The organism is Bradyrhizobium sp. SZCCHNR1043, from assembly GCF_032489675.1.
GTDB lineage: Bacteria > Pseudomonadota > Alphaproteobacteria > Rhizobiales > Xanthobacteraceae > Bradyrhizobium.
In genome coordinates this window covers 34,539-50,012 of sequence record NZ_JAUEYN010000009.1, presented here as the reverse complement: position 1 = coordinate 50,012, position 15,474 = coordinate 34,539, and the positions used below count along the sequence as shown (strand labels likewise).

The 15,474-nt window shown below is 66.6% G+C and carries 12 protein-coding genes; 8 read left to right on the top strand and 4 right to left on the bottom strand.

Annotation, left to right across the window (positions count from 1 at the left end):
* Positions 1–278 precede the first annotated feature (278 nt).
* The gene (locus tag QX039_RS16765) at positions 279–1,139 is read left to right on the top strand and encodes a caspase family protein (protein ID WP_315773908.1); all 861 of its coding nucleotides are present in this window, start codon (positions 279–281) and stop codon (positions 1,137–1,139) included.
* 338 nt (positions 1,140–1,477) lie between these two features.
* Here the strand turns inward: QX039_RS16765 and QX039_RS16760 are convergent, their stop codons facing one another.
* Positions 1,478–2,359, bottom strand: coding sequence for an efflux RND transporter periplasmic adaptor subunit (locus QX039_RS16760; protein WP_315740774.1), 882 nt, complete (start codon positions 2,357–2,359; stop codon positions 1,478–1,480).
* Between the two features lie 200 nt (positions 2,360–2,559).
* On the opposite strand from QX039_RS16760, the gene QX039_RS16755 reads away from it, so the two are divergent.
* The 3 genes from QX039_RS16755 (at position 2,560) to QX039_RS16745 (ending at position 4,714) form a co-directional block, all read left to right on the top strand.
* The gene (locus QX039_RS16755; protein ID WP_315740773.1) at positions 2,560–3,555 is read left to right on the top strand and encodes a L,D-transpeptidase family protein; all 996 of its coding nucleotides are present in this window, start codon (positions 2,560–2,562) and stop codon (positions 3,553–3,555) included.
* A 448-nt stretch (positions 3,556–4,003) separates the two neighbouring features.
* Positions 4,004–4,228: a hypothetical protein gene (locus QX039_RS16750; RefSeq protein ID WP_315740772.1), complete on the top strand. Its 225-nt coding sequence runs from the start codon at positions 4,004–4,006 to the stop codon at positions 4,226–4,228.
* Between the two features lie 114 nt (positions 4,229–4,342).
* Positions 4,343–4,714 carry a hypothetical protein gene (locus QX039_RS16745; RefSeq protein WP_315740771.1) on the top strand — a complete coding sequence of 124 codons (372 nt, stop codon included), beginning with the start codon at positions 4,343–4,345 and terminating at the stop codon, positions 4,712–4,714.
* Between the two features lie 30 nt (positions 4,715–4,744).
* Here QX039_RS16745 and QX039_RS16740 read toward each other — a convergent pair whose 3' ends face one another.
* A complete protein-coding gene (locus tag QX039_RS16740) occupies positions 4,745–5,164 on the bottom strand; it encodes a hypothetical protein (RefSeq protein WP_315740770.1) in 420 nt (139 codons plus the stop codon).
* A 716-nt stretch (positions 5,165–5,880) separates the two neighbouring features.
* Positions 5,881–6,687 (bottom strand): N-acyl homoserine lactonase family protein, encoded by an 807-nt coding sequence (locus tag QX039_RS16735; RefSeq protein WP_315740769.1) that lies wholly within the window; start codon positions 6,685–6,687, stop codon positions 5,881–5,883.
* 351 nt (positions 6,688–7,038) lie between these two features.
* On the opposite strand from QX039_RS16735, the gene QX039_RS16730 reads away from it, so the two are divergent.
* The 4 genes from QX039_RS16730 (at position 7,039) to QX039_RS16715 (ending at position 13,649) form a co-directional block, all read left to right on the top strand.
* On the top strand, positions 7,039–8,598 hold the full coding sequence (locus tag QX039_RS16730) for a caspase family protein (protein ID WP_315740837.1): 1,560 nt from the start codon (positions 7,039–7,041) through the stop codon (positions 8,596–8,598).
* A 134-nt stretch (positions 8,599–8,732) separates the two neighbouring features.
* Positions 8,733–9,410 carry an OmpA family protein gene (locus QX039_RS16725; protein WP_315740768.1) on the top strand — a complete coding sequence of 226 codons (678 nt, stop codon included), beginning with the start codon at positions 8,733–8,735 and terminating at the stop codon, positions 9,408–9,410.
* A gap of 160 nt (positions 9,411–9,570) precedes the next feature.
* Positions 9,571–10,497 (top strand): efflux RND transporter periplasmic adaptor subunit, encoded by a 927-nt coding sequence (locus tag QX039_RS16720; protein WP_315740767.1) that lies wholly within the window; start codon positions 9,571–9,573, stop codon positions 10,495–10,497.
* The gene (locus QX039_RS16715; RefSeq protein WP_315740766.1) at positions 10,497–13,649 is read left to right on the top strand and encodes an efflux RND transporter permease subunit; all 3,153 of its coding nucleotides are present in this window, start codon (positions 10,497–10,499) and stop codon (positions 13,647–13,649) included. The genes QX039_RS16720 and QX039_RS16715 overlap by 1 nt, the downstream gene beginning before the upstream one ends.
* 24 nt (positions 13,650–13,673) lie before the next feature.
* Here the strand turns inward: QX039_RS16715 and QX039_RS16710 are convergent, their stop codons facing one another.
* Positions 13,674–15,308: a glycosyltransferase family 39 protein gene (locus QX039_RS16710; protein WP_315740765.1), complete on the bottom strand. Its 1,635-nt coding sequence runs from the start codon at positions 15,306–15,308 to the stop codon at positions 13,674–13,676.
* Between the last annotated feature and the right edge of the window lie 166 nt (positions 15,309–15,474).

Here is a 15,474-nt window from a genome sequence, read left to right as displayed (position 1 = left end):
GCGGCAATATGGCTTCCCGGCGGTCCGCCCAGGGCCCTTTGGAGATCGGCGCCATGGTTAAATTTGCGTTTCTCTTCAAGTGCTTGAAAAGTCAAGGCTGTTCCGATGTTGCTTGGGATGCGGGTTCGGGTTAAGCCTTTCCTCGTTGCGGTGCCGCAAATTGCGCGCAATTCGACGACACATCGTCTCGCAACCCCTCAAACCTCAGAGGCGCCAGCGCGACCAAAGGGTGCGCCCCTTTGGTCACGCTTGGGCAGGCTCGGACCAGGATTGACGTGATGACCGCAAGGCAGCCTTCTCTCTCCCGCCGATCGGCCGTGATCGCCGCCGCGCTTCTCTGCACGGTGTCGCTCGCGATCGGTGCGCATGCTGCCCTCAACAAGCGTTCGCTCGAGGCGCCCAAGGCGGCAGCCTCCGAGCAGAGCAGCGTGGCGACCGGCAACGGCGCGCGCCTCGCGCTGGTCATCGGCAATGGTCATTACCCCGATGCGAATGCGCCGCTCGTCCAGCCGATCAACGATGCCCGGGCGCTGACCGGCGCGCTGCGCCGCGACGGCTTCGACGTCGATGTCGTCGAGGATGCCAACAAGGACGACATGATCCGCGCGGTCGAGCGCCTCAAGGCCAGGATCAAGCCGGACTCGGTCGTGATGCTGTTCTTCGGCGGCTACGCCATCCAGGCGGGACGCGAGAGCTACATGATCCCGGTCGATGCCAAGATCTGGAAGGAGGCCGACGTGCGCCGCGACGGCACCAGCATCGAGGGCCTGCTCGATACGGTCCGCGAGCAGGGGGCGCGCGCCAAACTGGTCGTGATCGACGCCGCGCGCCGCAATCCCTATGAGCGCCGCTTCCGCGCCTATTCGCACGGCCTGGCGCCGATCAATGCGCCTGCCAATGCGCTGATCCTGTCGTCGGCGACGCCCGGCAAGGTGCTGGACGATCCGAAGGGCCAGAACAGCGTGCTGGTCGGCGAGCTGCTCAATCAGTTCGGCAAGAGCCCGAGCGCCGAGGCCGTGTTCAACAAGACCCGCAACGCCATCGCGCGCAGCTCCGACGGCGAGCAGGTGCCGACCGTGTCGTCCTCGCTGGTCGAGGACATCCGCTTCAGCGCCGACGTCGCCAACGCCGGCAGCTGAGGCGGCGGTTTTCCATCTCTCGTCCAACACATCTGACGCTCGGAGCGTCTGCCCCGCTCTCACCAAGCTGACGGTCAGCTCCCCTCCCCCTTGCGGGGAGGGGTTGGGGGTGGGGGTTCGCAGGCGCCGCGCGTCGTTGGCTTGAGCCTTCCCTACAAGCCGCTTTGGCAGGGATAGCGATCCTAGATCGCTGAAGATTTCCCTGGAGCTCGCGCGCTTATCACGTCGAGTGCGACTCGGAGAACCCCCACCCCCGACCCCTCCCCGCACGGGGGAGGGGAGCGGACCGCGTCTGGCGCGGTCTCCCCGCTATGTCTCGCAGGACTCGGCCGTGTCCGTCAATTGCTCGCCATCACCGGCCGCACCGGATCGCCTTCGCGCAGCAGCGCGCCGGCGCGGGTGACCACGACGTCGCCCTCGGCCAGGCCGTCGCGGATCTCGACCTGGCCGCCGGCCATCAGGCCGATCTCGACCCGCTTGGTCTCGATGCGCTGGGCGCGGACCACCTGCACCACCGTGCCGTCCGGGTCGTACAGCACGGCGGTCAGCGGCACCGCGACGCCGCAGCTCTGGCCGATCTTGATCACGGCGCGCCCGAACGAATTCACCAGCAGCCGCGCCGTGCCGTTGATGCCGATGAAGGCCTGGCCGAGCTGGCTGTTCGGCTCGACGGTCGGCGCGACCCTTCGAATCTTGCCTTCGACCTCGCCGGCCCCGACGATGCGGATCCGCGCCGTCTGGTTGACCGCGAGCTTGGCGAGTTGCGCGCTCGGCACCAGGCCGACGAGATCATATTCGTTGCGGGCGAGAATGGAGAACAGCGCCTCGCCGCGACCGGAGGCAAACGCGCCGATGGTGGCGCTCGACGACAGGATGGTGCCCGCCACCGGCGCCTGGATCATGATCGTGCCGCCCTCCGGCGGCGTCAGCCGCGCCAGGTTCTGTCCGGCCGTGACGGTGTCGCCGGCATCGACCAGCACCTCCGCGACCTTCAGTCCGGGACGGTCGGGCCTGACCGCGGTCTCGTCGCGCGCCAGCACCATGCCGGACACCTCGACGGTGTTGTCGAAGCAGGCCTTGGTCGCCTTGAGCACGCTGACCGCGGCGCCCCTCGGCGCGGTGTCCTCGGCTGCCGCCGCAGCCTGGATCATGGCCAGCAGGCCGGCGGCGGCGAGCATCGGCATCCGGCGCATCGTGGCGGCAATTGCGGCATGTCCCATGCGAAACCGATCCTCGCGAAAATCCATTCATTCAGCGGCCGCGGTCGGGATAGCAGACGCGCAGCCGCCGGGCCAGCCGACCCGCGTCCCTGGTAGTCGCGCCAGGACGCCGCGACGTTCAGCCGACGCCCCCCGAACTTCTCGGCAGCGTCCACGTTGACGCTGCCGATGTCAGCCATCTCCACTTGAGACTCACGCTCATGCTTCGGCCCTGGATACCGCTTCTGCTCTGCGCCGTCGTCGTCACGCCTGCGGTCTCCGCCGAGCTCACCGCCGACGCCGTCAACGGTGCCGAGCTGCGCAAGCGGCCGCCGGCCGAGGAGAAGATGGACCCAGTGGCGATCCGCGCCCAGGTGCTGCTCGATCGCGCGCGCGTCTCGCCCGGCGAGATCGACGGCCGCTTCGGCGACAATGCGCGCAAGGCGCTCGCCGCGTTCGCGCGCGCCAAGGGGCTTGCGGGCGATCAGGGCCTTGCCGGTGATGCGAAGCTGAAGCCCGAGCTGTGGGATGCGTTGCTGCGCGGCGACCAGGCGCCTGCCATCGTCTCCTACACGATCACCCGCGACGATGTGAAAGGGCCGTTCCTGAAGAAGCTGCCGCATCACATGGAGGACATGAAGGACCTGCCGGCGCTCGGCTACACCTCGCCGCGCGAGGCGCTGGCCGAGAAATTCCACATGAGCGAAGCGCTGCTGTCGGCGCTCAATCCGAAGGCCGGCTTCGACAAGGAGGGCGAGCAGATCTCCGTCGCCAATGTGATGAAGCCGGACGACGCCGCGCCGAAAATCATGCGGCTCGACATCAGCAAGGACGCCGGCACCGTGCAGGCGTTCGACCGGGACGGCAAGCTGGTGGCGGTGTTTCCCGCCACGGTCGGCAGCGAAGAGAAGCCGACGCCGGTCGGCAGCTTCAAGGTGATCTCGATCGATGCCAACCCGAACTACCGCTATAACCCCGACTACAAGTTCAAGGGTGTGAAGGCGCGCAAGCCGTTCACCATCAAGCCCGGCCCCAACAACCCGGTCGGCGCCTATTGGATCGGCCTGTCGGTCGGCATCGGCTACGGCATCCACGGCACCGCCGAGCCGTCCAAGGTCGGCAAGTCGGAGTCGCATGGCTGCGTGCGGCTGACCAATTGGGACGTGCGATTCCTCGGCGACCACCTCGCGAAGAAGGCGAAGGTGGAGCTGCATTGAACGTGGCTGCGATTTCCACCGGCCTTCAATGGACCCAAGCCGCATCGGCAACCTCCGCCGTCGTCCCGGCCTTGAGCCGGGACCCATAACCCCAGGAAGTCGTTTGAGGCAGACGGGGCGCTGACACCGCGCCCCGACAACCGCTGCGGCGCGTGGGGGCCCTAGTCAGTGCCACGCCGCGCCATCGCGCGATGCTGCCTGCCCGGGACGACGGCTGAGCGCACCATGCCAACCCTACGTCATTGCGAGCGCAGCGAAGCGATCCAGACGATGTCCGCGGGGCCATTCTGGAATGCTTCGGCGCAACTGCGCCTCGCAATGACGACGCAACTCATGAGGAGACGGTAGCAAAGCCAAACAAGCACGCGCTACGCCGCCGCCCGGACATTGCCAACGCCCATCCAGCGCGCATAATCGCGTCCACCGCAACCGGAAAGCTGGCCCGAACATGACCCCGGAGCATTTGCGCGACCGCCTGTGGCCGCCGCCCAAGCCAGGTGTCGATTGGTCGAAGTGGATCGGCTCGCCGGTGGCGTGGCTGGCGCTGTTGCTATCGGCGGCGAGCCTGTATGCGACCGTGGTGAGGACCAGGGACGACCTCCGCGTGGTCATCAACAATATCCCATTCATGTCGGTGTCGTCGAAAGCGCAGGAGCTGAGCGGGCTGAGCTAAAATCTCGTCTTCGTCAACGCTGGCAACCGGCCTGTGGCGGTTACCAAGATCAACCTCACCGTCTGGTTTCGTCCCGGCAACGAGAGGCCAGAGCCGTCGTGCGATGAGCATGGAATGAAGGCGCTTTTGAACTATGTCTTCACGCCTCTGGTGATCAAGCCAGGTGAAATGAGTCTCCTCGCGCTCGACACGTTGGAGGACGGTGGAGCTGGCGCCGCCGCGTCGGGCTTTTCGGGGCCCACGCGTGCGATCAGCTACGAGGTCCGGGACGGCAGGTTAACTGCTTTCGATCTCACACCCGCGCCGAAGAACGGCGATCTCATGCTGGCCTGCCTGCGTTTCCACGTGATCCTGCCCGACAGCGAGTCACAGCAGAAGGAGGTCTTGATCGGCGCCGCACCGATGAGCAACGTCAGCGGCTCGCTCTATTCGGAGACGTACATGCTGATGCGAAACCCAGTTCCTCAAGTGCTCGTCAGTCGCTGACGGCCGCTTCGAGGGGGCGGTCGCCCCCGTTCAAAACGAAAGCCGATCATTTGACAGGGGGGCCCGCCGACCTCGCTTCCCGTTCGGGGGCGCGGCCGCCGCGCGCTGCGCGCGGATGCGCTCGAGCAGGACGCTGGCCGGCTCGTCGTTCGGGTCCTGCGGCACCAGCTCGCCCTTGAATGCCTTGGTCAGGATCGCCGCCTCCAGCCGGTCGAGCAGCGCCCGTGCGCGCGCCGCCTCGGCTTCGAGGCGGTCGGCTTGGGTAAAGCTTGCTTCCAGCCGTCCGATCAATTCCCGCCGAACCTCGCCTGGGGGAAAGGGAAGGCGGATGCGACGGAATGCATCCTGACTGATGTTGCGCATCGAGCAGATTTCCGGTGGCAAGGCTCTCGATTTGATGTCGTCCTGCCGGCGATCTGAGAAACCACAGAATGCCCCCATCGCGGCCAAATCGTCTCATCGAAATACCGCTCAATCCTTGGTCGCAAAAGACGAATTTGTCTAGCCGTTTCAAGCTGATTTGCCCTGTCCAGATGTTCGGTAAAAAAGAAATCGCTTGCGCCGTCGGGCAAATCGGGTGGAGATTTACGCCCGTCCCGCCTCGTTGAAGAGGGGCGCTTTCGCGAACGTCACGACGCGTTGGGGTGGGATGCGATGGCCGCGATGTGGTGCAGCGTGCTGAGAGCATGCCGACGTACGCCACGCCGCGGACGGTGAAGTCGCAGGGTCCTGGCCTCCCGACGCTGAGGTCCGCGCAATGCGCGTCATGCGCGCGTTGTCGCCACGGTGGCAAACAAGCCGGTCACCGAGGAGACTGCGTATAAATCGTAAAGCCATCGCGCAGGGAGGGCCGGGTCATTCCGGCTGTACCTGTGGTTCTGCCGCCTGCATTTTTTCTCGCAGGCGGACCGCAGGCCTCAGCCGAGGCCTGGCTCTCCCTGCGCCCTCTGCTTCAAGAGGGTGTCCCGATGATCACAGCTCGGACGCGAAACGCGCCGCGAGAACGCGGGGGCATATTTGTTTGCACAGCCCGTGCGCCGAATCAGGTGTCGGCTATGTCTCCGGGCTACCATCAAGCCGGACGATGACGGCGCAGCAAATCGGCAGCGCTTCGAGATGGCGGAAACGACGCTCATCGTGTCACGTCACCTGGTCCTGCCGCGCCACTATCTCGCAAACGACCGCGACGGCGCCACATGCAGCGCGTAGGCATCGGCCGTCTCGCTCACGCGCGGATAGAGCTCGGTCACCAGCGGATCGTGGCCCGGAATGAATCGATCCGGATGCCCGGCGAGGCGCTCGATGATCTCCCAGCCCTGGATCATGTCGCCGATGTTGAGCACGATCGGAAACGGGCTGCGGCGCTGCAGGTTGGCGTAGTAATGCGCGGCGTCGGAGGCGAGCACCACCGGGCCGCGCGCGGTGTCGACGCGCACCACCTGCAGCCCGTCGGAATGGCCGCCGACCCGGTGCACGGTGACGCCGGGCGCGACCTCGCCGTCGCCGTTGTGGAAGGTGACGCGGTCGCCATAGACGTGGCGCACCATGGTGGTGACGTGCTCGACCGTGAACGGGTAGCGCAGCATGCCGTTGCACATGCAGCGGCCGGTCGCATACGCCATCTCGCGCTCCTGCAGATGAAAGCGCGCGTTCGGGAAGCGGTCGAGATTGCCGGCGTGATCGTAGTGCAGGTGCGTCACGATGATGTCGCGGATGCCGCCCGCGTCGACGCCGAAGGAAGCGAGCGCGTCGATCGGATCGCGCGTCAGGGTGCGGTGGCGGATCTCGGCCTCCGCGACGTTGAAGCCGGTATCGACCAGGATGTCGCGCCCGTCACGGCGGATCAGCCACACGAAATAGTCGAGGTCCTGCGCCGTGCTGTCGTGCGGATCGGGCTGCAGGAAGTTCATGTGCGGCGTGCGCGGCGACATCGTCGCATAGCGCAGCGCGTAGATCTCGGCAGCGTTCCCCATGATGGCCTTCTCGTTGGTTGGGCACGGCCGCCATCGAGCCATCGGCAGGGATCGAGGTCAATCGCATCGAGGTCAATCGCGGTGCTCGTCGAACCGGACGGCGCGCTGCCGCGACACAGCGTGAGGCATCTCACATTTCAAGCCATTGGGATCGTTGCATGGTCCGCTCGTGTCATGACCCGCAGCTCGCAAGAGGCTCCTGCGGGCGGTCGTCGCCTCAGACGATTCGTCAACCTCTGCAAGCGGTTGACGTGCCGTCACGGCGATTTGATAATGCCTGACGCGTGGGATATGGTCGCCGCGGCGCAAGCTGGACGGCGCCTGATTGCTGACCGCTGGACCGCCATCGTGATGACTTTCCGCCTGCTGTTGCCGCTCGGCCTGATGTTCTCCGTCGCGTTCTCGGCCGTGGTCTCGGCCGTGGTCTCCTGGCCCGCGCGCGCGGCCGGCGACCGCTTCGCGCTGGTGATCGGCAATGCGAAATATCCCGATGCCGAGGCGCCGCTCAAGGAACCGGTCAACGATGCCCGCGATCTCACCGACGAGTTGAAGCGCGACGGTTTCAGCGTCGAGACGCTGGAGAATGCCGGCGGCGACGCGATGCGCCGCGGCCTCGATCGGCTCTATGGCAAGATCAAGCCGGGCTCGGTGGCGCTGCTGTTCTTCTCCGGCTACGGCATCCAGTCGAGCCGGCAGAGCTACATGATCCCGGTCGACGCGCAGATCTGGCAGGAGGCCGACGTGCGGCGCGACGGCATCGGCCTCGAGCAGGTGCTGCAGGAGATCAACAGCCGCGGCGCCGGCGTGAAGATCGCGCTGCTCGATGCCTCCCGCCGCAATCCCTATGAGCGCAGGTTCCGCACCGCCTCGGCCGGGCTCGCTCCGGTCATCGCACCGAGCGGTACTTTGGTGATGTACTCGGCGGCGCTGTCCGCTGTCGTGACGGATGGCGGGCGCGATCGCAGCCTGTTCGTGCAGGAGCTCCTGAAGGAGATCCGCGTTCCCGATCTCACCGCCGAGGAGACGCTGAACCGCACCCGCGTCGGCGTCACCCGCGCGTCGCGCAGCGAGCAGGTGCCGTGGATCTCGTCGTCGCTGGCGGAGGACTTCTCCTTCGTGCCGGGCAACGGCGTCAGGCCGACGCCGCCGGCCGAGAGCAGTGTCGCACCTGCACCTGCGCCTGCGCCGACCCCGACACAGGTCGTGGTGGCGCCGCCGGTGCCGTCACCGCTGCCGCCGGCTCCGCCCGCGCCGCAGCCGACGCCGGTGCAGAAGGTGGATACCCCGCCGCCTCCGCCGCCGGTTGCTCCAGCGCCGCCGGCGCCATCTCCTGTGATCGCGAACGTGGCACCCGCCGCGCCTGCTGCGCCCGCGGCCCCCGCCGCTCCGGCAGCGCCCGCGCAGGATCCGTTCGCCGAGGATCCGACGATCAAGAGCCTGAGCGCCAAGATCGCGGCCAATCCGGAGGATGCCGGTGCGCTGTACCGGCGCGGCCAGGTGTATGCGAGCAAGGGCGCCTACGCGCAGGCGATCCGCGATTTCGACGACACCATCCGGATCAATCCGAAGGACGTCGAGGCGCTCAACAACCGCTGCTGGGCCCGCACCGTCGTCGGCGAGCTGCAGCCTGCGCTGCGCGATTGCAACGAGGCGCTGAGGCTGCGGCCGAATTTCGTCGACGCTCTCGACAGCCGCGGGCTGGTCAACCTCAAGAGCGGCGCGGTCAAGAACGCGATCGCCGATTTCGATGCGGCGCTGAAGATCAATCCGCGGCTGACGTCGTCATTGTACGGCCGGGGCCTCGCCAAGCAGCGCAACGGTGCCGCGCAGGAGGGCGCGCTCGACATCGCCAACGCCAAGGCGATGGACCCCAACATCGTCCGCGAGTTCGAAGCTTACGGCGTGCGCTGATTTCTTGCGCGCGTCGGCCGGCCGGCTCGAACCATGCGGCAGGCCGGACCGACATAACAGCGGACAGCCGGGTGTCGCGAGCGGGCCTTCGCGACGGACACCGGGATGATCAGTTCGCGTGAGGAGGGATGGCAATGACCGCACCGAAAACGAATTCGACCAGGACCGCCGGCCTGACGGCTCTCCTGGCCGCGACGGTCCTGAGCGCAGCCGCGTCGCTGAGCGCGATGCCGGCGTTCGCGGCCGATGATGTCAGCGAGGATCAGATCGTCCGCGCGTTGGCCGGGCCGAAGAGGCCGCTGACCCGCGGACTGTCGATGTCGCCACCGTCCGAGGCCGCGCCTGCGGTCGCGCCGGAACAGGACAAGTTCCTGCAGAGCATTCGCGGCCGCTCGACGCGCTCGCTGTCATCAGCCGAGCGCGAGGAGATCGCGGCGGTCGCCAGGACCAAGCCGAACATCGATCTCGAGATCACCTTCGACTACAACTCCGCCAACATCAGCCAGAAGTCGCTGCCGTCGGTGCAGGCGCTCGGCCGGGCGCTGACGAACGCCGAGCTGAAGGGGTCGACCTTCGTCGTCGCCGGTCATACCGATGCCGCCGGTGGCGAGGCCTACAATCAGGACCTCTCCGAGCGCCGCGCCGATTCGATCAAGCGCTATCTGGTCGAGAAGTTCGGCATCGCCGGCGCCGACCTGGTGACGGTGGGCTACGGCAAGAGCAAGCTGAAGGATCCGAGCCAGCCGCTCGCCGAGGTGAACCGCCGCGTTCAGGTCGTCAACATGCAGAGCAAGACGGCGGCGGCCAAGTAGCGCCGCGTCCATCAAGCGCCGTCGGGGGTCGCGTGGCCGGAGATCGAAGTGAACGGATGCGTCCCGCAGGATTGTGGGGCGCATCGCCTTGTCGGGGCGCCCCGCGCCAAATTCGCAGCATCCATAACCCGCATCTCGCGCCGACCGGATCCACCTGCCGATGAAGCTGCCAAAATCCCTCAAGACCGCGGCCAGCGCGGTCGTCTTCGTGGCTCTGTTCGCCGGCTATTACTGGTACGAGCATCGTTCCCATCACGCTGCCGAGGAGCCGCCGATGCAGGCCCAGGTGCTGGTGACCAAGGCGGTGAAGGCCTGCTTCTCCGATCTCGTGCGCGTCACCGGCTTCGTCATGGCCCGCCGCGAGGCGGTGGTCGGCGCCGACCAGGAAGGCTCGCGAGTCATCGACGTCCTGGTCAAGGAGGGCGACACCGTCACCGAGAACCAGGAGCTGGCGCGCCTGACGCCGCCACCGCCGCAGCCGGGAGCGCCGGCGGCGGCCGCGAACCGGCCGGTGTCGCTGCGTGCGCCGGCGGCAGGACTCGTCACCGAGGTCCGCACGATCGCCGGTGCGCCGGCCTCGCCGCAGGCCGGTCCGATGTTCCGTATCGCCGTCAACAACGAGCTGGAGCTCGACGCCGAAGTTCCGAGCATTCATCTCCTGAAGCTCGGCGCGGGCGCGCCGGTGCGCATCACCCGTGACAACCTTCCCGACATTGTCGGCCGCCTGCGCGTGGTGGCACCGCAGGTCGACCGGACCACCCAGCTGGGCCATGTCCGCATCGCATTGACCAGCAGTCCGTCGCTCAAGCCTGGCATGTTCGCGCGCGCCAATATCGATGCCCGGCGGAGCTGCGGCGTCGCCGTGCCCAACACGGCGATCGATCATCTCACCATCCAGGTCGTGAAGGGCAACACGATCGAGACCCGCCGGGTGCGGGTCGGCCTGGTGTCGGATACATCGAGCGAAATCCTCGACGGTCTGACAGAGGGTGAAATCGTGGTGGCCGACGCCGGCAGCTCGCTGCACGACGGCGACCAGATCAAGACCATGTTTGCCGAAGACATCGATCGCACGCGGGTACGCTGATGGCACTGAATATTTCGGCATGGTCGATCCGGAACCCGCTGCCATCGATCCTCTTCTCCATCATCCTGCTGATCCTGGGCTGGATGAGCTTCACCAAGCTCGCGGTCACGCGGCTGCCGAACGCCGACATTCCGGTGATCTCGGTCGCGGTGGCGCAATTCGGCGCGGCGCCCTCGGAGCTTGAATCCCAGGTCACCAAGATCATCGAGGACGGCGTCTCCGGCGTCGAGGGCGCGCGCCACATCCAGTCGCTGATCACCGACGGCCTGTCGGTGACGACGATTACGTTCGCGCTCGAGACCAACACCGATCGCGCCATCAACGACGTCAAGGACGCCGTGACCCGGGTGCGCTCCGATCTGCCGCAGAACGTCACCGAGCCGCTGATCTCGCGCGTCGACAAGATCGGCCTGCCGATCGTCACCTATGCGGCGATCTCGCCGGGCAAGACGCCGGAGCAGCTGTCGTTCTTCGTGGACGACGTGGTCAAGCGCGAGCTGCAGGGCGTGCGCGGCGTCAGCCAGGTCGAGCGCATCGGCGGTGTCGAGCGCGAGATCCTGGTCTCGCTCGATCCCGACCGGCTGCAGGCCATGGGGCTCACCGCGGTCAATGTCAGCCAGAGCCTGCGCGGCACCAATGTCGACGTCGCCGGCGGCCGCGCCGAGATCGGCAAGAACGACCAGGCGATCCGCACGCTTGCCGGCGCGAAAACGCTGAACGAGCTGTCCAACACGATGATTCCCTTGTTCGGCGGCGGCGAGGTCCGGCTCGCCGATCTCGGGACGGTCACCGACACGATCGCCGATCGCCGTACCTTTGCGCGCTTCAACGGCGAGCCGGTGGTCGCGCTCGGCATCAAGCGCTCCAAGGGAGCCAGCGACGTGGTCGTCGCGGCCGCCGTGCAGAAGCGCATCGACCAGGTGAAGGCCGCCCATCCCGACGTCGATCTGAAGCTGATCGACACCTCGGTCGAGTTCACCAAAGGCAACTACGAGGCCGCGATCTCGACCCTGTTCGAGGGCGCGATCCTGGCCGTCATCATCGTGCTCCTCTTCCTGCGCGACTTCAGGGCCACGGTGATCGCGGCGATCTCGCTGCCGCTGTCGATCTTCCCCGCCTTCTGGGCGATGGACATCCTCGGCTTCTCGCTGAACATGGTCTCGTTCCTGGCGATCACGCTGTCGACCGGCATTCTCGTCGACGACGCCATCGTCGAGATCGAGAACATCGTGCGCCACATGCGGATGGGGAAGTCGCCCTATCGCGCCGCGCTCGATGCCGCCGACGAGATCGGGCTCGCGGTCATCGCGATCAGCCTCACCATCATCGCGATCTTTGCGCCGGCGAGCTTCATGTCCGGCATTGCCGGCCAGTTCTTCAAGCAGTTCGGCATCACCGTCTCGGTGCAGGTGTTCTTCTCGCTGCTGGCGGCGCGCTTCGTCACACCGATGCTGGCGGCCTACTTCCTCAAGCATCACGACCATGACGATCCGCCGCCGGGATTCATCCTGCGTGCGTATCAGCGCATCGTGACATGGTCGGTGAAGCACTACTTTGTCACGGTTCTCTTGGGCATCGGCATCTTCGCAGGCTCGATCTGGAGCACGACGCTGCTATCGCAAGGGTTCCTGCCTGCCCAGGACGCGGCGCGATCGCTGCTCGCGATCGAGCTGCCGCCAGGCGCGCAGCTCGCCTACACCGAGAAGGTCACCGAGGACATCGTCGCGCGCCTGCGCAAGCGGCCAGAGGTCCGCAGCGTGTTCGTCGACGGCGGCCGGCTTCAGGGCGCGATGGAGGTTCGTCGCGCCGGAATGATCGTCAACTACACGCCGAAGACCGAGCGCAAGATCACCCAGAAAGAGCTCGAACTCGAGATCACCAAGGATCTCGAAACCATTCCGGACATCCGTTTCTGGTTCACCGACGAAAACGGTCTGCGCCCGATCAAGCTGGTGCTGACGGGCTCGGATCCCAAGCTGGTCGACAACGTTGCGAGCGAGCTCGCCTCGCAGATGAAGCGGATTCCGATCATCTCCAACGTGGTGTCGGACACTTCGCTCGACCGGCCGGAATTGCGGGTGCAGCCGCGCGCCGACCTGGCCGCTCGTCTGGGCGTGTCCACCGAAAGCCTGTCGCAGACGATCCGCGTCGCCACGATCGGAGATGTCGGACCGGCGCTGGCGAAGTATGACGCCGGCGGCCGGCTGGTCCCGATCCGGGTGCAGCTCGAGGATGCAGCGCGCAGCGACGTGAAGATCCTCGAACAGTTGCGGGTGCCGCTCGGCCAGTACGGCGAAAAGGGCGGCGTGCCGCTGGCGGTGGTCGCCGACATCAAGCTCGACCAGGGGCCGACCAGCATCAGCCGCTACGATCGCGGGCGGCAGGCGACCGTCGCCGCCGACCTCGTCGGGCTGGCGGCGCTCGGTGACGCAACCAAGCAGATCGATGAGCTGCCGGTCAGAAAGAGCATGCCTGCCAGCGTCAAGCTGATCCCGTCCGATGACGCCGAAAGCCTGAACGAGCTGGCCTCCGGCTTCATCACGGCGATCACGGCGGGCCTGATGATCGTCTACGCCGTGCTGGTGCTGCTGTTCGGCACCTTCCTGCAGCCAATCACGATCCTGTTCTCGCTGCCGCTGTCGATCGGCGGGGCGATCGGAGCTCTGATGCTCACGGGCAAGCAGCTCACGATCCCGGTCTATATCGGCATGATGATGCTGATGGGTATCGTCACCAAGAACGCGATCATGCTGGTGGAGTTCGCGGTCGAGGCGATCCATGCCGGGATCAGGCGCGACGAGGCGATCATCGATGCCGGCATGAAGCGGGCGCGTCCGATCGTGATGACCACGATCGCGATGGTCGCCGGCATGATGCCGAGCGCGCTCGCGGTCGGTGCCGGCGGCGAGTTCCGCTCGCCGATGGCGCTGGCGGTGATCGGCGGGCTGGTGTTCTCGACCGTGCTGTCGCTGTTGTTCGTGCCGGCGATGTTCCTGGTGATGGACGATGTCGGCGCGTTGTTCGCCCGGCTCGGCCGCAAGCTGATCGTCTCCTCCGGCGAGGCCGCCGACGAGGCGCAGTCCGGCCATGAACCGGAGGTGGGGCATCAGCCAAAGCCGCCGCCGTCGGCGATGTCGCCGGCCGCGGAATGAGATGACGTGCCGGAACGAGCTGTTTCAGTTCGCGGTCGAGGGCATGCGGCGGCGTGCGCTGAGATCGTGGGCCTCGCTCGGCGTGCTCTCGAGCGGCGCGGCGGTCTCAGGCGGAACGATCAGGGCAACGAAGCCCTGGCTCGCGCCCTCCAGGCCGAACAGCTTGGTCCGGAGCGTGAAGTCGGCCCGCACCGAACGTCGCGCCTGCGCCGCCGCAGCTTGCATGCCCGAGATGCAGGAGATGTCGGAGTCGTAGCACAGCGCCGCCCAGCCCTGCGCGGTCAGCACTTTGGACGGAGGCTGCAGCTCGTGCGGGTGCACCAGCGCCATTTCATAGCGCGGATGGTCGGGACTGTAGAACGCGGCGGCAAAAGCAAGGCCGTCGTCGCCGCCGACAGCGGGAAGGACGCCGTTCGACGCCGTCCGCCACAGGCGGTCGAGCTCGGTCACGGCCGGCTCATAGAAGTTGCGGCCCTCGTTCAACGGAACGTAGTTCCGGTACAATGCATGGAGGGGCGCCACGACGGTGGCCGCGAATGCCGCGATCGCGATCGTCGCCGCGGCGAGATTGATCGTGATGTCGCGGGGAGCGTGATAGCTCGCGCCGCACACGATCACGATGACGAACAGGAAGACGCCCTGCAGGCCCCACAGCGGCGGCATGTCGGTGCCGAACACGACCGAGACCAGTGTGGGGAACACAACGGTCCCGATGCTGATTGTCGCCAGCAGCCGGAGCCCGGGTTCGAGGCTGAGCGCATCGTTCAGCAGGCGGGTGGGGCGAGGCCGCGTCATGGCGAGCCATATGAGGCCGGGGATACCGGCGATGCCGGCCATCGCCAACAGGAAGCCGCTGCCCTCGACCAGGGCGGCCGCGGCGGTCTTGCCGACGTGATGCTCGATCGCATGCGAGAACGGCTGGGCGCCGGTCGTGGCGAGCCAATAGATGTGAGGTGCGAGCGCGGCCAGGCCGGACAGCGCCGCGATCCAGGGCGCGGACGAGGTGAAATAGGCGCGACGCTCGCCGTGACACAACGCTGCGACCGCGAAGCCCGCGATCAGGAAGACCGCGTAGTACTTGCCGAGCATGGCGAGCGCCGCGGTCAGGCCGGCCGCGATGGCCCAGCCGACGTGACGCGTCTCGAACGAGCGCAGGAAGCACCACGTCGCCAGCGGCCAGCTCGACAGCAGCACGGCGTTGGCGTTGAAGCGCTGCGCATGCAGTTGATAGACCGGCAGCAGCATGAGCAGCAGCAGTACGACCAGACGTTTGTCACCGCGCGCGAAACGCCGGGTGATGAGGTCGACGGCCCAGAGGCCGACCGCCGCGTTGGTCAGCGCCAGCAGGTTGAACGACCAGTTGGTCAGCGGAAACACGGTGGTCCAGGCCCGCGCGGCCCAGCCCATCAGCGGCGGATGCTTGGTCGAGCCCCAGTCGAAGCTGCGTCCGAGCGACCAGGTTTCGATCACGTCCTGGTGGAGATCGCCTCCCAGATAGGCGATCGAGAAATACACCATCCAGACCGCGACGAACCCGACGATCAAGGCCGGAACGGCCCAACCATCCTCCACGGCGTCGATCCAGACCGCGAGAGCTTTGCGCCAACGGCCAACCGAACCACTGGCCTCGATCGCGATCGCCGGCAACGCAAGACTCATGACTTTACTTCCAACCACGCTCGCCTGGCGCGCAAAGCTCCACCCGCGCGCAGCCGCGCGCGAGCAAATGGAACTCTCCGCCGCCGGATTGAACCCTGTTAGAATTGTTAAAAAGAGTTCATGTCGCAAATTGTGAGGCGTGGTGGCCCAATTGCGATCATGTTTG